Source organism: Nocardioides convexus, assembly GCF_011090295.1.
In genome coordinates this window covers 3,103,324-3,122,095 of the sequence record NZ_JAAMYA010000001.1, presented here as the reverse complement: position 1 = coordinate 3,122,095, position 18,772 = coordinate 3,103,324, and the positions used below count along the sequence as shown (strand labels likewise).

24 protein-coding genes and 6 pseudogenes are annotated in these 18,772 nt (G+C 73.3%); 12 read left to right on the top strand and 18 right to left on the bottom strand.

Annotated elements, in window-relative coordinates; all coding sequences use genetic code 11:
* Positions 1–3 precede the first annotated feature (3 nt).
* Both G5V59_RS23380 and G5V59_RS23375 read left to right on the top strand, forming a co-directional pair.
* Entirely contained in the window at positions 4–663 is a 660-nt protein-coding gene (locus G5V59_RS23380) for a GNAT family N-acetyltransferase (protein WP_278258051.1), read from the top strand.
* Positions 591–1,703 (top strand): serine/threonine-protein kinase, encoded by a 1,113-nt coding sequence (locus G5V59_RS23375; RefSeq protein ID WP_278258050.1) that lies wholly within the window; start codon positions 591–593, stop codon positions 1,701–1,703. The genes G5V59_RS23380 and G5V59_RS23375 overlap by 73 nt, the downstream gene beginning before the upstream one ends.
* A gap of 3 nt (positions 1,704–1,706) precedes the next feature.
* Here the strand turns inward: G5V59_RS23375 and G5V59_RS23370 are convergent, their stop codons facing one another.
* From G5V59_RS23370 to G5V59_RS23360, 3 genes are read right to left on the bottom strand one after another with little or no spacing between them, the layout of a single operon-like run.
* Positions 1,707–2,033: a hypothetical protein gene (locus G5V59_RS23370; protein ID WP_278258049.1), complete on the bottom strand. Its 327-nt coding sequence runs from the start codon at positions 2,031–2,033 to the stop codon at positions 1,707–1,709.
* Positions 1,982–2,665, bottom strand: a complete 684-nt coding sequence (locus tag G5V59_RS23365; protein WP_278258048.1) for a hypothetical protein — start codon at positions 2,663–2,665, stop codon at positions 1,982–1,984. Before G5V59_RS23365 ends, G5V59_RS23370 begins: the two co-directional genes overlap by 52 nt.
* A gap of 40 nt (positions 2,666–2,705) precedes the next feature.
* Entirely contained in the window at positions 2,706–3,062 is a 357-nt protein-coding gene (locus G5V59_RS23360) for a hypothetical protein (protein WP_278258047.1), read from the bottom strand.
* Positions 3,063–3,195: 133 nt separating this feature from the next.
* On the opposite strand from G5V59_RS23360, the gene G5V59_RS23355 reads away from it, so the two are divergent.
* The 3 genes from G5V59_RS23355 to G5V59_RS37540 are packed head-to-tail and all read left to right on the top strand — an operon-like array spanning position 3,196 to position 4,807.
* On the top strand, positions 3,196–3,615 hold the full coding sequence (locus G5V59_RS23355; protein WP_278260018.1) for a sigma factor: 420 nt from the start codon (positions 3,196–3,198) through the stop codon (positions 3,613–3,615).
* Positions 3,585–4,652, top strand: coding sequence for a hypothetical protein (locus G5V59_RS23345; RefSeq protein WP_341351014.1), 1,068 nt, complete (start codon positions 3,585–3,587; stop codon positions 4,650–4,652). The genes G5V59_RS23355 and G5V59_RS23345 overlap by 31 nt, the downstream gene beginning before the upstream one ends.
* Complete coding sequence (locus G5V59_RS37540) at positions 4,649–4,807, top strand: hypothetical protein (RefSeq protein WP_341351013.1); 159 nt, start codon at positions 4,649–4,651, stop codon at positions 4,805–4,807. Before G5V59_RS23345 ends, G5V59_RS37540 begins: the two co-directional genes overlap by 4 nt.
* A gap of 74 nt (positions 4,808–4,881) precedes the next feature.
* On the opposite strand, the gene G5V59_RS23335 is transcribed toward G5V59_RS37540, so the two are convergent.
* The 8 genes and pseudogenes from G5V59_RS23335 to G5V59_RS23305 form a co-directional block, all read right to left on the bottom strand.
* On the bottom strand, positions 4,882–5,136 hold the full coding sequence (locus G5V59_RS23335; protein WP_278258044.1) for a hypothetical protein: 255 nt from the start codon (positions 5,134–5,136) through the stop codon (positions 4,882–4,884).
* Between the two features lie 51 nt (positions 5,137–5,187).
* Positions 5,188–5,373, bottom strand: a complete 186-nt coding sequence (locus G5V59_RS23330; RefSeq protein WP_278258043.1) for a helix-turn-helix transcriptional regulator — start codon at positions 5,371–5,373, stop codon at positions 5,188–5,190.
* A gap of 406 nt (positions 5,374–5,779) precedes the next feature.
* A complete protein-coding gene (locus G5V59_RS23325) occupies positions 5,780–5,947 on the bottom strand; it encodes a M3 family metallopeptidase (RefSeq protein WP_278260017.1) in 168 nt (55 codons plus the stop codon).
* 334 nt (positions 5,948–6,281) lie between these two features.
* Positions 6,282–6,467: pseudogene (locus G5V59_RS37535) on the bottom strand (M3 family metallopeptidase); the annotation flags it as partial.
* Between the two features lie 112 nt (positions 6,468–6,579).
* A pseudogene (locus G5V59_RS37530) lies at positions 6,580–6,720 on the bottom strand (hypothetical protein); the annotation flags it as partial.
* 205 nt (positions 6,721–6,925) lie between these two features.
* Positions 6,926–7,723, bottom strand: coding sequence for a hypothetical protein (locus G5V59_RS23315; protein ID WP_278258042.1), 798 nt, complete (start codon positions 7,721–7,723; stop codon positions 6,926–6,928).
* Between the two features lie 189 nt (positions 7,724–7,912).
* A pseudogene (locus tag G5V59_RS23310) lies at positions 7,913–9,121 on the bottom strand (DUF6596 domain-containing protein); the annotation flags it as partial.
* Positions 9,114–9,473, bottom strand: a complete 360-nt coding sequence (locus G5V59_RS23305) for a YciI family protein (RefSeq protein ID WP_278258041.1) — start codon at positions 9,471–9,473, stop codon at positions 9,114–9,116. The pseudogene G5V59_RS23310 and the gene G5V59_RS23305, both read right to left, overlap by 8 nt.
* A 167-nt stretch (positions 9,474–9,640) precedes the next feature.
* On the opposite strand from G5V59_RS23305, the gene G5V59_RS23300 reads away from it, so the two are divergent.
* Positions 9,641–10,102: a hypothetical protein gene (locus G5V59_RS23300; RefSeq protein ID WP_278258040.1), complete on the top strand. Its 462-nt coding sequence runs from the start codon at positions 9,641–9,643 to the stop codon at positions 10,100–10,102.
* Between the two features lie 56 nt (positions 10,103–10,158).
* On the opposite strand, the gene G5V59_RS23295 is transcribed toward G5V59_RS23300, so the two are convergent.
* A complete protein-coding gene (locus G5V59_RS23295; protein ID WP_278258039.1) occupies positions 10,159–10,419 on the bottom strand; it encodes a DUF1905 domain-containing protein in 261 nt (86 codons plus the stop codon).
* Positions 10,420–10,576: 157 nt separating this feature from the next.
* Between G5V59_RS23295 and G5V59_RS23290 the strand changes: the two are divergent.
* A pseudogene (locus G5V59_RS23290) lies at positions 10,577–11,182 on the top strand (MFS transporter); the annotation flags it as partial.
* A gap of 1,016 nt (positions 11,183–12,198) precedes the next feature.
* Positions 12,199–13,191 carry a nitronate monooxygenase gene (locus G5V59_RS23285; RefSeq protein ID WP_278258038.1) on the top strand — a complete coding sequence of 331 codons (993 nt, stop codon included), beginning with the start codon at positions 12,199–12,201 and terminating at the stop codon, positions 13,189–13,191.
* Here G5V59_RS23285 and G5V59_RS23280 read toward each other — a convergent pair.
* From G5V59_RS23280 to G5V59_RS23260, 5 genes are all read right to left on the bottom strand, one after another.
* On the bottom strand, positions 13,167–13,667 hold the full coding sequence (locus G5V59_RS23280; protein ID WP_278258037.1) for a DUF664 domain-containing protein: 501 nt from the start codon (positions 13,665–13,667) through the stop codon (positions 13,167–13,169). The two genes, G5V59_RS23285 and G5V59_RS23280, sit on opposite strands and share 25 nt — an antisense overlap.
* Positions 13,668–14,157: 490 nt before the next feature.
* Positions 14,158–14,325, bottom strand: coding sequence for a hypothetical protein (locus G5V59_RS23275; RefSeq protein WP_278258036.1), 168 nt, complete (start codon positions 14,323–14,325; stop codon positions 14,158–14,160).
* Positions 14,304–15,524, bottom strand: a complete 1,221-nt coding sequence (locus tag G5V59_RS23270) for a cytochrome P450 (protein WP_278258035.1) — start codon at positions 15,522–15,524, stop codon at positions 14,304–14,306. The genes G5V59_RS23275 and G5V59_RS23270 overlap by 22 nt, the downstream gene beginning before the upstream one ends.
* Complete coding sequence (locus G5V59_RS23265; RefSeq protein ID WP_278258034.1) at positions 15,469–15,876, bottom strand: hypothetical protein; 408 nt, start codon at positions 15,874–15,876, stop codon at positions 15,469–15,471. Before G5V59_RS23265 ends, G5V59_RS23270 begins: the two co-directional genes overlap by 56 nt.
* 19 nt (positions 15,877–15,895) lie before the next feature.
* Entirely contained in the window at positions 15,896–16,213 is a 318-nt protein-coding gene (locus G5V59_RS23260) for a hypothetical protein (RefSeq protein ID WP_278258033.1), read from the bottom strand.
* 384 nt (positions 16,214–16,597) lie between these two features.
* On the opposite strand from G5V59_RS23260, the pseudogene G5V59_RS37525 reads away from it, so the two are divergent.
* From G5V59_RS37525 to G5V59_RS23250, 4 genes and pseudogenes are all read left to right on the top strand, one after another.
* Positions 16,598–16,957, top strand: a pseudogene (locus G5V59_RS37525) (ATP-binding cassette domain-containing protein); the annotation flags it as partial.
* 4 nt (positions 16,958–16,961) lie between these two features.
* Positions 16,962–17,180, top strand: a complete 219-nt coding sequence (locus tag G5V59_RS37520; RefSeq protein ID WP_341351297.1) for an ATP-binding cassette domain-containing protein — start codon at positions 16,962–16,964, stop codon at positions 17,178–17,180.
* A 44-nt stretch (positions 17,181–17,224) separates the two neighbouring features.
* Positions 17,225–17,566, top strand: coding sequence for a DUF4162 domain-containing protein (locus G5V59_RS37515; RefSeq protein WP_341351012.1), 342 nt, complete (start codon positions 17,225–17,227; stop codon positions 17,564–17,566).
* Positions 17,567–17,571: 5 nt separating this feature from the next.
* Entirely contained in the window at positions 17,572–18,291 is a 720-nt protein-coding gene (locus G5V59_RS23250) for an ABC transporter permease (protein WP_278260016.1), read from the top strand.
* A 91-nt stretch (positions 18,292–18,382) separates the two neighbouring features.
* Here G5V59_RS23250 and G5V59_RS23245 read toward each other — a convergent pair.
* Positions 18,383–18,767: pseudogene (locus G5V59_RS23245) on the bottom strand (VOC family protein).
* Positions 18,768–18,772 lie beyond the last annotated feature (5 nt).

Sequence of the window (18,772 nt, the reverse complement as noted above, 5' to 3'; positions counted from 1 at the left end):
CGGGTGGGTGCAGGACCTCGCCCGCGCCCGCGGGGTCCGGGTCCTCGGCATGCCCGTGCCGGAGGGCTCGGCCGGCGACGAGCCTCCTCACCGCCCTCGGCTACGAGGTGCGCTGGACCAGGCCGGGTGCTGCGGCTCCCACCCGGCGCGGAGATCGCCACGCGTGACCTGCCGGAGGGCTACGCGCTGCGCGAGGCGACCCCCGCCGACCGCGAGCAGGTGTGGACCGTCGTCGAGGACGCCTTCCTGGAGTGGTCGGTGCGCGGGCGCGCCTCGCTCGACGACTTCGCCGCGCAGGTCTGGCAGCGTCCGGGCTCCGAGCCGTGGCACCTGCAGGTCGTCACCGGCCCGGACGGTGCCGTCGTGGGCGCGGCCCACGGGTCGAACACCGCGACCGAGCCGGTCGACACCTACGTGTCCCGGCTGGCGGTGGCCCCGGCACACCGCGACCGTGGTCTCGCGCAGGCGCTGCTCGGCGCCGTCTTCGCCGCGGGCCGGGCGCGCGGCGCGGTGACCTCCAGCCTCGCCACCGACTCCCGCACCGGCGCGCTGACGCTCTACGAGAAGGTGGGCATGCGGCCGGACTCGGTGTGGGTGCACCGCGCGGTCCGGCTCGGCCCGGCCCCGGGCGCGGAGGAGGTTGGGCCGGCGGATCGTGGATAGGCTCCCCCGCATGGGCGAGGTGTTCGCGGGACGCTACGAGCCTGCTGGACCCCATCGCCACCGGTGGCATGGGCACGGTCTGGCGGGTCCTCGACCACACGGCCGGTGAGGTCAAGGCGGCCAAGATGCTGCGCCAGGGCGATGCCGCGATGCTGCTGCGCTTCGTGCGCGAGCAGTCGGTGCGGATCGACCACACGCACGTGGTGACCCCGCAGTCGTGGGCCGGCGTCGACGACCGGGTGCTCTTCACGATGCCGCTGGTCCGTGGCGGCTCGGTCGCCGGGCTGCTCAAGCGCACCGGCGGGAGCCTGCCGCCCCGGTGGATCGCGATGCTGGCCGACCAGACCCTGCAGGCCCTCGACGCGGTGCACGCGGCAGGGATCGTGCACCGCGACATCATGCCGGGCAACCTGCTGCTCGAGCCGACCGGCGCCGGACGGCCGCACCTGCGGCTGACGGACTTCGGCATCGCCGTACCCACCGACGAGCCGCGGCTCACGCACGTGGCCATGGTGATCGGCACGCCGGGCTACATGCCGCCGGAGCAGCAGGAGGGCGCGGACCCCGACCCCAGTGCGGACATCTACGCCCTCGGCGTCGTGGTGCTGGAGATGCTGACCGGGCAGCGGCCGGCCAAGGACGGCGGTCCGGTCGACACCGCGCCACTGCGGACCGGGCAGCCCGAGCACGACGCGATCCTCGACCTGGTCACGGTCGCGACGGCGGCCGACCCGGCGCAGCGGCCGAGCGCCGAGGCGCTGCGCGCCCACCCCGCCCTGCGCGGGCTCGTCGCGCGGTGGGACGACCCGGCGCTGCACGACACGATCACCGTGCCGGACGAGCAGGCCGGCGACGTACCGCCGCCCCCTCCGCCGCCGACGCTCGCCTCAGCGCCGCCGACGCTCGCGGTGGGCACGCACCTCCTGCCGCCACCACCGCCGGGTGCGGTCGCGACCCGCCGGGTGCCGCGGGACGCCTACGCCCTGCTCGGCGTCGGCCTCATCGGCCTGCTGGTCGCGCTCTTCCTGCTGCTGGGGTGAGCCTCAGCGCCGCGCGCGCAGGCGCACCAGGCCGCCCGCGAGGCAGGCCACGCTGACCGCGGCCACACCGAGACCGGCACCGCGCCGGCCGGTCAGCCAGCCGCCGTCCGCGTCGTCGCCGACCGCCGGGTTGCCCGAGGCGACGGCGGCGAACGTGCCGTCGGCGACGAGGAACGGCTTCTGCGGGGAGTACGACGCGACCTGCTCGCCGTCGTCCGGGGAGGTCGCGACCCCGGGATACCCGGGGGCACCGGTCGTCTCGTCGCTGACGGCGACGGTCAGGTCGAACGGGACGTCCAGCGGCTTCTCACCGTCGTCGGCCGGCGCCACCGAGAGTGCCACCCAGTAGTCGCCCGGCACGACCGGCGAACTCGTCGGTGAAGCGGTCGCGGTAGCGCAGCGGCCGGGTGCCGGCGACGAGGTCGATGCTCTCCTCGTCGTCGTAGGCACCGTCGGGGCTCTCGTCGTCGGCGGCGTCGTTGGTGTCGGCGAAGACCGCCCGTCGCGGGTCCACCAGCCGCAACCGGACGTGGGGGTCGTTGTAGCGGCCCTCCTCCTTCTCGCGCGGCGGCGCCGTCGCCCGCACCGCCGCCTGCTGGCCCCAGCCGACCCCGACCCGCCACAGCCTGCTCGGTGCCCTGGCGCACGCTGCTGCGGACCGTCACCCCGTCGGCGGAGGAATCGAGCGCGGGCGCGTCGGCGAACGACGTGCCGCCGCGGACGTCCTGCGCGTCTCCGGTGGCCGGAGCGACGAAGGAGACGTCCGGGTCCGGCTCCGGGAGGGAGGCACGGTCCTCGACCGGCGCCTCCTCCACGATCTTGATCGCGACCGGCGACTCGGAGGTGCTGGAGCCGCCGTTGGTGCGGCCGACCTCGATCTGCAGGGTGCCGGCGCGCAGGCAGTCGGGCCGGTCGGTCGCCTCGGCCGAGCTCGGCCCGACCGCGACCGCGACGCCGATCACCGCCTGCGGGACGGAGAACCCGGTCGTGTCGCTGTCGCTCTCACAGGCTGGTCAGAGCGCCGCTCTCGCCCACGGCGCCGACCGTCACCGCGACCGAGTCGGTGTCGTCGGCACCCGGTGCGGCGATCACGCCGACGTGCACGGTGCTGTCGCGCATCCGCCGCTCGTAGGTGAAGTGGTGGGTGTTCTTGGCGGCCGAGCCACCGATCGTGTCGGCCCACAGGCCCGGGTCCAGCGCGGTCGGCCGGTCCGGCGTGGTGCTGCCGATGCCGCCGGGGACCGGCGCGCCGCCGAGGTCGATCGCGGACGGCGCCGCCGCGCCGGCGTACGCCGTCGTCAGCGCGAGCCAGGCCACGCAGGTCGCGCCGGCGAGCAGGGCGGAGGGGCGGGAGCGCACGGGGGAAGCCTATGCAGGACCGCCCGCGGCCAAACGCGGGTGCCGGTCCGCCCAACCGCGGGGACCGCTCAGGCGTCCTACCTGCAGTGCCATCGAGGCTCGGGAAAGGATGACGACATGAGCGGACCTGGCAGTGCCACCGAGGAGGAGTTCGTCGAGTCTCGTCCATGCGGCCTGGCCCTCGCTGTACCGCACCGCGATCCTGCTGACCGGCGACCACGGCCTGGCCGAGGACCTGGTCCAGACCGCGCTGGCGCGGACCTACGCCCGCTGGGGGCGGCTGCGCGAGCCGGCAGCGGCGCGCGGGTACGCCCGCCGGGCGCTCGTCACGCAGACCACCAGCCTGGTACCGGCGTCGCTCCACCCGCCACGAGCGGCCCACCGAGGTGCTGCCGGAGCGGGCCGCGCACGGCGACACGGGCAGCGCCGTCGGCGACCGCGTCGACGTCGCCGCCGCGCTCGCCCAGCCTGCCGCCCCGCCAGCGCGCGGTCGTCGTCCTGCGCTTCTACGACGACCTGTCGGTGCAGGAGACCGCCGACGCGCTCGGCGTGACCACCGGCACCGTCAAGAGCCAGACCTCGGTCGCGCTCACCAAGCCTGCGCACCCTGCTCGGCGACGTCGAGCTCACCACCACCGCTCCGGGAGGACACCATGCCTGAGCTCTCCGACCTGCTGCACCGCTCCGTCGACGACGTCGACGTCCCCCGCCCCCACGTCCACGACATCACCGCCCAGGGCCGCGCGCTGCGCATCCGCCGCCGGCTCGGCGGCGCCGTCGCCGCGGCGGTCGTGCTCGGCGCGATCGGCGGCGGCTTCGTGCTCGCCGACCCGCTCGGCGGAGATCCCCACAGCGAGATCGCGAAGGCCCCGAAGGACACCGGCACGCCGTACGACGAGTGGTCGGCGTGGTCGCTGGACGACGACGTCACCATCGGCGGTCGCCCGGTGCGTCTCCCCGGCCAGACCGTCAACCTGGCGCAGACCTCGGTCGGGGTCGTGGCGAAGACCTTCCCGGGCGACGACGACCCGGCGCGCTACGTCCTCGTCCGGCCCGACGGCAGCACGCGGACGCTCTCGCTCCCGGCGAGCGTGCCGACCGTCGACGGCGACATCGCCGCGCCGCGGATCGCCTGGGTCAGCAGCGGGCGCGACGTGCTGGTGCTGCACGTGTGGGACGTGGAGAGGGACGAGGAGCCTGGCCCGCGTCGACGTGCCCTCGCCGGGGACGACGCCGCCCTCGGCCGGCGAGATCCTCGAGCCGGCGCTGCTCGACGGCGACGCGGCGTACCTCCAGACGCACGGCGGGGTCTCCCGCCGCGTGGTCTGGGGCACCGGCGAGGTGCGGACCCTGCCGCGGCCGGTCATGTCGGTGCGCTCGGGAGTGGCGACCGGCGGCGACAAACTCGGGCTCGACGTACGTGGTGATGGATGCCGCGACCGGCCGGGTCCGCCGCACGGTCGAGGGCGACCTCATCCGGTTGACGGTGTCACCGGACGGCCACTGGTTGTACGGCAGCACCTCGGACGGGTCGTTCGTCGAGCCGGTGGACGGGGGCAAGCGGGTGCCGCTGGCGGAGCCTGTCCGTGATGGCGTCGTGGTCGCCCGGCGGCGCGGTGGTCGGCCAGAAGGGCACGGAGGCCACGATGGTGCGGTGCACCACCGACGGCAGGTGCGCCGAGAAGGTCGTCGGCGAGGGCGGTGAGGTGTCCGTGCTGTCGGCGGACTTCCTCAACGCCGGCTGAGACGTGACGGGCCCGTGGCCCCGGGGATCACCCGGGGCCACGGGCCCTGTGCTGTGCCTGGTCGCCCTGTGGGCTCAGGCGTCGTCCTCGTCCTCGGCCGGCTGCGCCGGGTCGGCGTCCGGTCCGTCGGCGAGGATGCCGTAGAGGCTGCGGCGCGCTTCGACGAGCACGTCCACCGCGGCGCGGCGCTGGCCCTCCGAGCCCGTGGTCACGATCTGCCAGACGGCACCCATGACCTGCCCGATCTCGGCCTTGAGGTCGGCGGGGGCGCCGCCCTCGGTCGTGCCGGACTCCTCGGCCGCCTTGCGGCGGTCGAAGGGCACCCACACGGCGGCGAGACTCGTCGGCGTGCTCGGCACACCAGGCCGCGCCCGCTGAGGTCAGTCGCATGCCGCGGCGCCCGCCCTCGTCGTTCTCGACGAGCTCCTCGTCGAGCAAGCTTGCTGCACGGTCGGGTAGACCGAGCCGGGGCTCGGCTTCCAGACCCCGCCGCTGCGCTCGGTGATCTGCTGGATGACCTGGTAGCCGTTGGGCGACTCCTCGCGCTCGTTCGCCGCGCGGAGCACGTCGAGGATCGCGGAGCGGACGTCGCCGCGGCGGACCCGCGGGCCGCGGCCCGGCTCGGGCCGGCCCTGGCCGAAGAGCCCGGCCAGCCACGGCGGCGGACCGCCGTGACCCCCGTGCCCTCCGTGCCGGCCGCGGCCGCCGTACTCACCCCAGCCGCCCCAGGGGCCGGGGCCGAAGTCGCCGCGCTGGCGGCGCTGGAAGCCGCGGAGCCCGGATTTCCCCAGGGTCCGCGGTCGTCAGGTCCGAAGTTCTGGTGGCGTCCCATGGTGGGACCTCCTTCGCGTGTCGTGGGCCTCGTGAGCCCGATGAGTTCGTGATATCGCGGAAACAGTTCGTGTTGCTATCGCGATATATCGCAACCGTACGCGAAAGAAGGCGCCTGCGCAAGGGCCTGCAGGCTCGGGGCTAGCGGGCCAGCCAGGCGGCGTAGGCGTCGAAGGAGAACGGGCGGCCGAGGAAGCCGGCGACCAGGTCGGCGGCGTCGGCGGAGCCGCCGGGGACGAGCACGTGGTCGCGGTAGCGGTGCGCGACGTCGGCGGCGAACGGGTCGGACTCCTCGAAGGCGCTGAACATGTCCTTGGCGATGACCAGCGACCACATGTAGGTGTAGTACGCCGAGTCTGTAGCCGCCGAGGTGACCGAAGGCTGGCGAACATGTGCGTCCCGGGGAGGTACGGCAGTGCGCCGTACCGGGCCTGGAGCTCGACCATCCGCTCCGTGAGGTCGGGGACCTCGTCGCGGGCACGATCGGCGTGGAACCAGTACGACATGGCGGCGTAGAACATCTGGGTGCGGGCGTAGATGCCCTTGCCGTAGTCGTCGGCGGCACGCATCGCCGCGACCAGGCTCGGCAGGGGATCGGCTCGCCCGCGGCGTCGCTGGCGAAGGTGCGCAGCACGTCGGCGTGCCAGGCCCACTCCTCCAGCATCTGGCTCGGCGCCTCGACGAAGTCCCACTCCGTGGCGACGCCGGCGAAGCGGTACCACTCGCCCTGGCCGGCCAGCACGTGGTGCAGCAGGTGGCCGAACTCGTGGAAGAGCGTGACGACGTGGTCGTGCTCCATCAGGCCGCGGGAGAAGTTGCAGACCAGCACGCCCTCGGGCAGCTTGCTCGCCCGCGACGCCGTCGACCAGGGTGAACTGGGCGGCGTGCTTGTACTTGCCCTCGCGCGGGTGCAGGTCCAGGTAGATCCGACCGATCCGTACGTCGCCGCGCAGCACCTCGTAGGCCGCGACCTCCTCGTGCCAGACCGGCACGTCGACCGGCTCGTAGCGCAGGTCGAAGAGCCGCCCGGTCACCTCCAGCAGCCCCTGCCGGACCTTGGCGAAGTCGAAGTAGGTGCGCACCCGCTGCGAGTCCACGTCGTACCGCTCGGCGCGGACCAGGCTCGGCGTAGTGGTTGTAGTCGTAGCCCGGGACCTCGCTGGCGTCGGGGAAGTCGCGGCGGTAGCGCTCCAGCAGCCTGCTCCAGGTCGCGCCGCATCGGGGCGTCGGCCGCCTCGGTGATCCGGTCGATGAACTCCGGGATCGCAGGACCCGTGCCGATCATCTTCACGTCGGCGTCGTACGACGGCCAGTCGGCGTAGCCGACCGTGGTGGCCAGGCTCGTGGCGCAGCGTGAAGAGCTCGGTCAGCAGCGCGCCGGTCGCCGGCCAGCCGCGCTCGAGGAAGGCGACGGTGATGTCGCGGCGCACGCCCTGGTCGCGCGCGAACATGCGCACCGGCACCGAGTCGGGGTAGTCGGTGGTGACGGTGACCAGGCCCTCGTCGTCGGCCGGGTGTGCCTCCAGCCAGTCGGCCGGCATCCCGTCGAGCTTGTTCGGGACGGACCCGGATCGTCCTCACGTCGTCGCGGGTGATCCGGCTGAACTCCTGGTCCAGGCTCGGTGATCCGCTCCCGCACGGCGGTGATCCGCGCCCGGGTCGCGTCGTCCTTGTCCACGCCCGACCGGCGGAAGTCGGCGCGCACCTTCTCCAGCAGCCGTACGGCGAGGAGGTCGTCCCCGAGCGCCGTCGCGTCGATCGCGGCGAAGACGTCGTAGAGTCTCGCGGTCCAGGCTCCACCGGGTGCCGAGCCGGGAGGCCTCCTGCTCGGCGCCGTCGGCGATCTCCCGGCAATCCTCGTCCGGGTGCACGTTGCCGAGCAGCGAGCCGACCGCGGCGACGTTGCCGAGGTGCCCGCCGGCGCGGTCCCACTGCCGGAGCACCGCGACCGGGTCGGCCGGCGGGTCGCTCCGGAGCCCGTCGACCAGGGCCGTGGCCCGCTCCAGGCTCGGCGGCGGTCCGCTCGCGGATCCAGGCCGGCCAGGCGGCGGTGTCGGTCGGCAGGGCGAGCGGCTCGAGCGTCATGCGGCCAGCCTAGGACCCCACGAAGCGCCCCAAAGGGCACCACGAGCCTGCGGGAAATGGCACCACGACCTGCGGATGGTGGTCGGGCGCTGCCATCTCCCACACCTCGAACGACCACCTCCCGCACTTCGTGCGACCACGAGGCGAACTTCGTGGTGCCATCTCCCACACTTCGTGGGTCAGACCAGGCTCGCCACGCTTCCGGGTGAGGTACGCGCGCTCGGCGGTGTTGTCACACACGGCCAGCGCGGCGTCGTACTGCTCCCGGGAGGCGGCGGAGCGTCCCAGCCGGCGCAGCAAACTCGGCCCGGGTGGCGTGCCAGGCGTGGTAGCCCTCCAGCGGCAGCCGCTCGACGAGCGCCAGGGCCACCTCGGGGCCGTCCAGGCTCGGCCACCGCGACCGCGCGGTTGAGCGCGACGACGGGCGAGGGATCGAGCCGGGCCAGTCCGTCGTAGAGCGCGACGACCTGGGACCAGTCGGTCGCGGCGGCCGTCGGCGCGTCGGTGTGCACGGCGTTGACGGCGGCGAGGGAGCCTGGTAGCGGCCGGGCCGGTTGGCGACCAGGCACTGCCGCACGAGGGCGTGCCCCTCGGTGATCAACGCCCGGTCCCAGCCCCCGCGGTCCTGCTCGTCGAGCGGCACCAGGCTCGCCGCCGCGCACCCGGGCGGCACGCCGGGACTCGGTGAGCAGCAGCAGGGCGAGCAGCCCGGTGGCCTCCAGGTCCTCGGGCAGCAGGTCGTGCAGGATCCGGGCGAGCCGGATCGCCTCACCGGTCAGGTCGGCGCGGACCGGGTCGCCGTCGCCGCTGGAGAGGTAGCCCTCGTTGAAGATCAGCATCAGCACCGCGAGCACGGTGCCGACGCGCGAGGGCAGGTCGGCGGCGTCGGGCACCCGGTAGGGGATGTTGGCGGCCTTGATCTTGGCCTTGGCGCGGGTGATCCGCTGCGCCATCGTCGTCTCCTGGACGAGGAAGGCGGCCGCGATCTCGGCGACGGTCAGGCCGCCGAGCAGGCGCAGCGTCAGCGCGATCCGGGCCTCCGGCGCGAGCGCCGGGTGGCAGCAGGTGAACACCGGGCGCAGCCGGTCGTCCTCGATGACGCCGGTCGGCTCGTGCGGGGTGGGGTCGTGGACCATGGCGGCGGCCTCGTGCTTGCCCTCGCGCAGGCTTCTCGCGACGCAGCCGGTCGATGGCCCGGTTGCCGGCGGTGGTGGTGAGCCAGCCGCCGGGGTTCGGCGGTACGCCGGACCCGGGCCACTTCTCCAGCGCGGCCACCAGCGCCTCTCCGGCCGCCTCCTCGGCGATGTCGATGTCACCGAAGCGGCGGACCAGGGAGGCGATCAGGCGGCCGTACTCGTCGCGGAAGATCCGCTCGACGGCAGCGCGTGCGTCAGGCACCCTGGAAGGGCCGGACCTCGACCCGGCCTCGGCAGGCCTTCGAGCCCTCGGCGGCGAGCCGCAGGGCGACGTCCAGGTCGGGAGCCTCGATGATCCAGAAACCGCCGATGACCTCCTTGGTCTCCAGGTAGGGTCCGTCGGTCGTCACCGGCGTCTCGCCGGTCCCGTCGACCACGGTCGCGGTGTCCGCCGGCTGGAGGCCACCGGCGAAGACCCAGTAGCCCTGCTCCTGCAGCCGCTCGTTGAAGGCACCGGTGTCGGCGAAGGCCTGCTCCATGTCCTCCTGGGAGCCGTAGCCGCCGTACTCCTCGGCCTCGACCGGGCCGTGCACGCTCATCAGGTACTGCGTCATGTCGATCTCCTGGCTGTCCGGGGCGGTCCCGATGACCGCCTCACACCCTCTCCACGAAGGCCGTGGCCCCGATACGACACCCTGCCACGAAACTTTTCCGTCGCACCCCGGTGAACTCTGGTCCGCGACCCTTGACCGGCCCGCGGATGACGTGCGGGGATGGGCTCATGACCATCTCGGGCAAGTCCTTCATCCTGTCTGCCGTCGCCGCGGTCACCACCGTCGTCGCGACCGCACTCCCCGCCTCCGCCGTCACCCAGGCGGCCGCCGAGTCCGCCTTCCGCGCGGCCGGCATCACCTGGACCTCGTCGGGCGGGTGCACCAACCGCAACGTGTCGACCTGCACCTCCTTCGACGGCCTTCGCCAGGCCTCGGTGGACGGCGCGGTGACCCTCAAGCGCGCGAGCGGCTGCGGGCTCACCATCACCGGGGGCACGGAGACCGGCCACGCCTCGGGCACCTACAGCCACTGGAACGGCTACAAGCCTGGACTTCTCGCGCACGTCCTGCCTGACCAGACTGGGTGCACAACACCTACGCGTACCAGGGCCTGCGCAGCGACGGCGCCCCTCTCTACAAGGCCGCCTCCGGCAACCTGTACGCCGACGAGGGCAACCACTGGGACGTGACCTTCTTCTCCTGCGGTTGCTGAGCCCTGGCCGAGCGGCTCAGGAGAGCCGCTCGGTCAGCCGGACGACGACCGTGTCGCCTGCGCGCTTCCCGCTCTCGACGCGGAGCGCGGAGGCGACCGGCGCCTGTGGTTGCCGTCGCCGAGCGCCATGAACGAGGTCTCGAAGGGCACGTCGTCGACGGTGCCGCGCACCTTGACCCGGCCGCGGGTGCCGAACCTCTCGGCGGACTCGGGCCACACGACGTAGGTCCAGCCGCCCTTCGCGTCGCTCTCGCGCAGGGTCTCGGTGAAGGTGATGTCCAAGGGAGTGCTCATGCCGGTGGAGACCGGTCGCACCCCCCGGATTCATCGAGAGGTCCGACCTTTCCGTAGCCTGCTCCGGTGAGTCTTCGGGGCATGCTCGCCGACACCCGGCCGCTGCGGAACCCGCACTTCCGCCGGCTGTGGACCGCGAACATCATCACCGTGGTCGGTGCGCAGACTGACGGTCGTGGCGGTTCCCGCCCAGATCTACGCCGACACGGGGTCCTCTGCCTACGTCGGGCTGACCGGGATCTTCGGCCTGGTGCCGCTCGTCGTCTTCGGCCTGTGGGGCGGGGCACTGGCGGACCACTTCGACCGTCGTACCCTCCTACAAGTCACGACCGCCGGGCTGATCGGCACGGCCGTCCTCTTCTGGCTGCAGGCCGCGCTCGACGTCGGGAACGTGTGGCTGCTGCTGTGCCTGTTCGCGGTCCAGCAGGCGTTCTTCGCGATCAACCAGCCGACCCGCTCGGCCGTGCTGCCGCGCCTGCTCGACGCCGAGGTGCTGCCGGCCGCGAACTCCCTCAACATGACGGTGATGCAGGCCGGGGCCATCGGCGGGCCGCTGATCGCGGGCGTGCTCATCCCGTTTACCGGCTTCTCCTGGCTCTACCTCGCCGACGCCGTGTGCCTGCTCGCGACGCTGTGGGCCGTCGTACGGTTGCCGCGGCTGCCGGTCGAGGGCGTCGTCACCGGGACGCCGGGCCTGCGCTCGGTCGTCGAGGGGATCACCTACCTGCGCACCCAGCCGGTGCTGATGATGTCCTTCGTCGTCGACATCATCGCGATGGTCTTCGGCATGCCGCGTGCGCTCTTCCCGGAGATCGCGCACGAGAGCCTTCCTCGGGCCCGACGAGGGCGGGATGGCGTTCGCGCTGCTCTTCGCCGGCATCCCCGCGGGCGCCGTGCTCGGCGGCGTCTTCTCCGGTTGGGTCTCCCGGGTCAGCGCCCAGGGCCGCGCGGTGATCTGGTGCATCGTCGTGTGGGGCCTGGCGATGGTGGGCTTCGGTGTCGCGGTGCTGTTCGCCGACCACACACCCGGATCGGCGCGGCTGTGGCTGGTGGTCGCCGTGCTCATGCTCGTCGTCGGCGGCGCGGCCGACATGGCGTCGGCGGCCTTCCGCACCTCGATGCTGCAGAGCGCCGCGGCCGACGAGGTCCGCGGCCGCTTGCAAGGCATCTTCATCGTCGTGGTCGCCGGCGGTCCGCGGATCGCCGACGTGGCCCACGGGGCGTCCGCCGCCATGGTCGGAACCGCCGCGGCGGCGGCCGGCGGAGGCGTGCTGGTCGTGGTCGGGGTGGTGATCGCGGCGCTCGTCGTACCGTCCTTCGTGCGCTACCGCGTCACACTGGCCCGATGAGCACCCACGACATCGAGGAGGTCGAGGAGGTCGTCGCGGCCTTCTTCGCGACCTTCGTGTCCGGACCTGAGTGCGTCGCGCGCGCGAACCGGCTGCGCGGGCTGATGCTGCCCGAGGCGCTGGTCTTCCGCCCCGGTTCGGCCGAGGACGTGGAGTCCTTCCTCGCTCCCCGGGTGGACCTGCTGACCGGCGGCCGGTTGCTCCACTTCAGCGAGTGGCCGGTGGAGGGCCGCGTCGAGCAGCACGGCGACGTCGCGCACTGGTTCGGCAGACTACGCCAAGCAGGGCACCCTCGACGGCGCGCCGTACGGCGGCACGGGCGCCAAGTCGATCCAGGCTGGTCCGCACGTCCGCGGGCTGGCGGATCAGCGCCGTCGCGTGGGTGGACGACTGATGCTCGGGACCGAGCCTGCCGATCGTCGCCGCCCCGATGGCCGGCGGGCCCTCGACGATCGCGCTCACGTCCGCGGTCACCGACGCGGGCGGGTTCGCCTTCCTGCCGGCGGGCTACCTCGCGGCCGAGGCCTTCGAGAGCCTGCTCGCCGACGCACGGGCGGCGGGCCGGCCGTTCGGGGTGAACCTGTTCGTGCCGCAGCCGGGCGCCGTCGCGGCGTCCGGCTACGCGGCGTACCGGGACCGTCTCGCCGGCGAGGCGGCCGCGCTCGGCGTGGACCTGCCGGCCGAGCCGCGGCACGACGACGACGCGTGGTCCGCCAAGGTGGACCTGCTCGTCGCCGACCCGGTGCCGTTCGTGTCGCTGACCTTCGGCCTGCCGCCGCTCGCCGACATCGCCCGTCTGCGGACAGCCGGGTCGCGGGTGCTGGCGACCGTCACCACCGCCGCCGAGGCCCGCGCCGCGGAGGAGGCCGGCGTGGACGGGCTCGTCGTCCAGGGGCCTGCCGCGGGCGGGCACAGCGGCGCCTTCGACCCGCGCCGACCGATCGACCTCGCGCCCACGGCCGACGTCGTCCAGGCCGTCCGCGCGGTGAGCGCGCTCCCGATCGTCGCCGGGGGCGGGGTCGACGGGCCCGGCGCCGTTCGCGCACTGCGCTCCGCCGGGGCGGAGGCGGTCGCCGTCGGCACGCTGCTGCTCCGCGCCACCGAAGCCGGTACGACGCCCACCCACCGCGCCGCGCTCGCCGACCCCGCGTTCACCGAGACCGTCGTCACCCACGCCTTCACCGGGCGTCCGGCACGAGCCCTGCGCAACGGTTTCGTCGACCGGTACGACGCGTCGGCGCCGTACGGCTACCCCGAGTCTGCACCACCTGACCCGCGACCTCCGCCGGGCAGCAGCCGCCGCCGGCGACCCGCACCGTCTGCACCTGTGGGCGGGCACCGGCTGGCGCGCCGCACAGGAGCGGCCCGCGGCCGAGATCGTGCGCGGGCTGGTGTGAATCACCCCAGCAGACCGCGCACGTAGGCCGCCTGGCCCACGTGCTGCGTGCAGTCGTTGACCACGCTGACGAGCCGCACGCCCAGCGTCACCGGCGGGTCCCAGCGCTCGTCGACCACCCGGTCGAGGTCCTCGGCGGTCACCCCGCCGACGAACGCCAGCGCCTGGGCCTGGGCGGCCTCGTGGTAGTCGGCGAGCAGAGCGGCGGGCGCGCGCACCTGGCCGACCTGCTCGGTGGTCTGGCCGTAGCCGATCTCGGCGGTGTCGAACGGGAGCCCGAAGCGCTCGGCGTACCCGCCCGCGGTCCAGACCTGCTCCGTGCCCGCCACGTCGGACGCGTGGTCGTCGAGAACTCGCGTCAGGTGCCAGACCAGCCAGGCGATGGTGTTGGCGTCGGGACCGGGGCGCTGTGCGAGCAGGTCGTCGGAGGCGGCGTCGAGGACGGTCGCGACGCTCTCGCGCACGCGGTCGAGGGCGTCGGTCAGCAGGTCGGCAGGAGTCATGACGCCGACGGTACGCCGGTGGGTTCCGGGCGCCGGCGCCGTCCCTGGGGGGCATAGTGATCCGCGTGAGTGACGACGTCCCGCGCCGCGGCAGCGCGCTGCGCTCGTTCCTGCTGACCGCCCTCGTGATCACCGCCCTCTTCGCGGCGGGGGCCGGGTTCCTCGTCTGGAAGGCGACCCACCCCGAGCAGGCCGCTCTCTCGCGGCCGGTCACGGTCCACCTCACGAAGGCGGACCTCTACGGCGCCTACAAGGCTCTCAGGCTCCAACAAGAAGTGGGTCGAGTTCACCTATGCCCACGACGGCCACCGCTACGCGGGGCACGTCTTCTCGTACCAGACCGATGCGCTGTGGCAGTCCCTCCGCGCGGGCCAGGAGCCTGCCCGCCTGCGTGGACCCGGACGAGCCGACCAGGGTCGCGCTCCTGTTCGACCACGGGAAGTGCGGTGACCAGAACCTGCACGTCGCCACCGCGAAGGCCGAGCAGGTCTCATGACGTGCGCGACGCAACGACGACCGGCAGGACGAAGCGCTCCACCAGCCGCCGTTCCTCCGCCTCGTCCGCCCCCGGCACGGTGAGCAGCGAGACGATCACCCGCACCAGCCACCGGGCGCTCTCGGCGTCGGCGGCCATGCTCAGACCGATCGCCTCGACCACCTCCGAGCCCTGCGCGAGGTCGGCGGTGTGCGCGGCGTCCCGGTCGCCGAACCACGCCAGCAACGCGGGGTTCGCCCGCACGTGGCGCAGCGCCGCGACGATCGCGTCGGCCGGTCGCGCGGGCGCTCGGCCGCCACCGCGGAGCCGACGCGGACGGCCTCCCGCTGGACGAAGGCGAGCCTGCAGGGTGGGCCGGTCCGGGAAGTAGCGGTAGAGCGTGGCCCGCGAACAGCCCGCACCGGCGGCGATCCGGGCCATCGAGACGGCCTCCACACCGGACTCGGCGAAGAGACTCGCCAGCGGCGTCGAGGATCCGCTCCACCGCCGGCGTACGACGATCGACCCAGGCTCACGCGACCTCCAGCGGGACGCTCAGCGGTCGTCGTACGTAGGCGCCGGGCGCCCAGGTGATCGCGTCCGGGTCCACCGTGAAGTGGGGGATCCGGCGCAGCAGGCTCCTCCAGGGTGACCCGGACCTGCAGCCGGGCCGCGGCCGCGCCGAGGCAGTGGTGGTGGCCCTGGCTGAACGTCAGGACCTGGGTCGGGCGACGACGCAGGTCGAGCTCTTCGGCGTCGGGACCGTACTTGCGCGGGTCGCGGTTGCCGGCGGCGTACAGCAGCAGGACCTTGCAGCCCCTCGGGATCGTGCGGCCGTGCAGGCTCACCGTCCGCGTGGTGGTCCGGGCCAGGCCCTGGACGGGCGAGGTGAGCCGCAGGACCTCCTCGACGGCGTCGGGCACCAGGCCGTGATCGGCGACGAGCAGGGCGCGTTGGCGCTCGTCGGCGGCGAGCAGGCTGGACCGCGCCGCCGAGCGCGCCCGTCGTGGTGTCGTTGCCGCCGGCGACCATCGTGAAGACGAAGGCCAGCACCGACAGCAGGCCCGCGTCGTCGCCGGCGACGCCCGCACGGACGAGCCTGGGAGACGGTGTCCTCGCCGGGCTCGCGCCGGCGCCGCGCGACGAGGTCGGCGAAGTAGGCCATCAGGCTCCGCCGTCGCACCGGCCGCCTCGGCGGCACCCTCCGCGTTGGCGGCGACGATCGCGGTGCTCCAGTCGTCGAAGCGCGCCCGGTCCTCCTCGGGCACGCCGAGGTAGTGCCCGACCACGAGGCTGGGCAGCGGCTTGAACAGCGCCGCGACCACGTCACCGCCGCCCGCGGCGCGCAGCCGGTCGAGCCGCTCGGCGGCGAAGGCGCGCACCACCGGCTCCAGGCTCGCCGACCTGGCGCGGCGTGAACCCCCGCGCGACCAGACTTTGCGGAACACGGTGTGCACCGGCGGGTCGGTCATCACGAACGGCGGGTTGTCGGCCGGGCCGATCCGCTCCAGGCTCGTCGTAGGCGACGGTCAGCCCGTGGGCGCTGGAGAAGGTCTGCGTGTCGACGGCCGCGGCGAGCACGTCGGCGTGCCGGGAGAGCACGAAGAAGTCACCCGCGGCGACGTGGTGGACCGGGTCGTGGTCCCGCAGGGCGGCGTACGACGGCCAGGGGTCGCGCCACGCCGCTCCCCCGCCGGGCCGGTACCCCGGCGGAGACGACAGATCGGCTGGCATGTCCCCAGGATGAGACACATCAGCCGATCTGTCTAGGGCTCAGGCCTGGACGGCCTCCGGCACCGAGGCGCCGGGCGTGCGGCGCTCGGCGTCGGTCAGCCAGGCGAGTCTGCTCGAGCCGCTCGAGGATCGTGTGCAGCAGGTCGGCAGTCGTCGGGTCGGCCGCGTCGATGTCGTCGTGGATGCGGCGGGCGGTGCCGGCCACGGCGTAGATCGAGGCGACGATCGCGTCGATGGCGTCTCCCGTGAGCACCTCGCCGAGCGGGAAGGCCGGCAGGCTGCTCTGCGCGGCGATCCGGGCCGAGGTGCCGTCCGGGACGGCGTACACGGCGCGCATCCGCTCGGCGACGTCGTCACCGAAGGCGCGGGCGGCGTCGATGATCTCGTCCAGCCTGCAGGTGCAGGTCGCGGAAGTTCGGGCCCACGATGTTCCAGTGCGCCTGCTTGCCCTGCAGGGCGAGGTCGTTGAGGTCGACCAGCAGGCTGCTGGAGGTGGCCGGCGAACTGCTCGTCGGCTCGGAAGGCGGGGTGCGAGACGTGCTTCTCGGTGCGGTGGCGCGTCGCGGTGCTCATGGGGTGGTGCTCCCTTCGCTTGCTGTCACGGATGCCAGCCCGGTGGGGGCCGATGACGATCACCCTGCCACGCTTTCTTGAACGATTCCAGGAAAGGCAGGCTTGCCTCACTCGATGAGTTCCGGTGTCGGTGGCGGTCTCTAGCGTCATGGCCATGAGCGAACCGATGATCAGCGCGACCGGGCTGGTCAAGCGCTACAAGGACGTCGAGGCCCTCGCGGGCCTGGACCTCGCGGTGCCCGAGGGCAAGGTGCTCGCACTGCTCGGGCCCAACGGCGCGGGCAAGACCACCGCCGTGCGCTGCCTGACCACGTTGCTCAAGCCCGACGCGGGCGCCGCGCGGGTGGCCGGCATCGACGTGCTCGCCGACCCCGCGGCGGCCAAGTCGAAGATCGGGCTCTCGGGGCAGTACGCCGCGGTCGACGAGCACCTCACGGCGTACGAGAACCTCGTGATGATCGGCCGGCTCTACCACCTCGGCCGCAAGCGGGCCCGCGACCGCGCGCAGGAGCCTGCTCGAGCGCTTCGACCTCACCGAGTTCGCGAGCCGGCCGACGAAGACCTACTCCGGCGGGCAGCGCCGGCGCCTCGACCTGGCCGGAGCCCTGGTCGCCGCGCCGCCGGTGATCGTGCTCGACGAGCCCACCACCGGCCTCGACCCGCGCAGCCGGCAGGCTGATGTGGGACGTCATCCGGGAGCCTGGTCTCCGACGGCGCGACCCTGCTGCTGACGACGCAGTACCTCGAGGAGGCCGACGTCCTCGCCGACGACATCGTGGTGATCGACCACGGCCGCGAGATCGCGCACGGCACCGCCGACGAGCTCAAGGCGCAGACCGGCGGCCAGCGGATCGAGGTCGTGCTGGTGAGCCCGGCCGACGCGGATGCCGCGAGCCGCGTGCTCAACGAGGTCGCGGTCGGCGAGGTGCAGGTCACCGGTGGCGGCCGCGAGCTGGCCGCCGCCGTCGGCGACGAGGCCGCCGGCGACCTGCTGCGCGTGCTGCAGGCCTTCGAGCGCGACGCGGTCAAGGTCCTCGACGTCGGGCTGCGACGGCCCACCCTCGACGACGTCTTCCTCTCCCTGACCGGACACGACAGCACGGAGGCCGAGCAGTGAGCACCATGGCGCAAGCGGTGAACGACGGCTGGGTGGTCGCCCAGCGCAACCTGATCAAGATCGTGCGGGTCCCCGAGATCCTGGTCTTCGTCCTGGTCAGCCCGATCATGTTCGTGCTGCTGTTCGCCTACGTCTTCGGCGGCGCGATCGAGACCCCGGGCGTCAACTACCGCGAGTGGCTGATCGCCGGCATCTTCGGCCAGACCATCGTGTTCGGCGCGACCTTCACCGGCGCCGGTCTGGCCGAGGACATGCAGAAGGGCATCATCGACCGGTTCCGCTCGCTGCCGATGTCCAACTCCGCCGTCCTGGTGGGGCGCACGTCCTCCGACGTGGTCTACAACGTGCTCTCGCTGATCATCATGGCGATCACCGGCTTCGTCGTCGGCTGGCGCATCCGCGAGGGCTTCCTGGACGCGATCGCGGGCTTCGCGCTGCTGCTCGTCTTCGGCTACGCGATCAGCCTGGGTGATGGCCTGGGTCGGGCTGATGGTGCCCAGCGTGGAGGTCATCAACAACGCGTCGTTCATCGTGATCATGCCGTTGACCTTCGTCTCCAACGCCTTCGTGCCGACCAGGCTCCTTCAACAGCGTGCTCAAGCCCGTCGTCGAGTGGAACCCGGTCTCCGCGGTCACCCAGGCCAGTCGCGACCTGTTCGGCAACACCGGCGTCGGGCCCGGCTCCGACGCGTGGTCGCTGCAGCACCCGGTCGCCTACACCCTGATCTGGGTGGTCGGGATCATCGCGGTGTTCGCGCCGCTGGCGGTGCGGCAGTACCGGCTGACGACCAGCAAGTAGGCCGACGCCCGGGCGCTTCAGTCGATGCAGAACTCGTTGCCCTCGATGTCCTGCATCACGATGCAGGAGTCCGTGCCGTCGTCCAGCAGACTCCAGCCGGGTCGCGCCGAGCGGCACCAGCCGGGCGCACTCGGCCTCGAGGGCGGCCAGCCGCTCCGCGCCGGCCAGACCTGTGCCGACCCGGACGTCGAGGTGCACGCGGTTCTTGACGGTCTTCCCCTCCGGCACCCGCTGGAAGTACAGCCGGGGACCGGCCCCGGTCGGGTCCACGCACGCGCTCCAGTCCTCGAAGCCGCTCGCGTCCGGCGGGACGACGTAGCCCAGCACCTCGGACCAGAACCGGGCGACCCGCTCCGGCTCCGCGCAGTCGAAGGTGACCTGGACCTGCTTGACCGACGTCATGACCA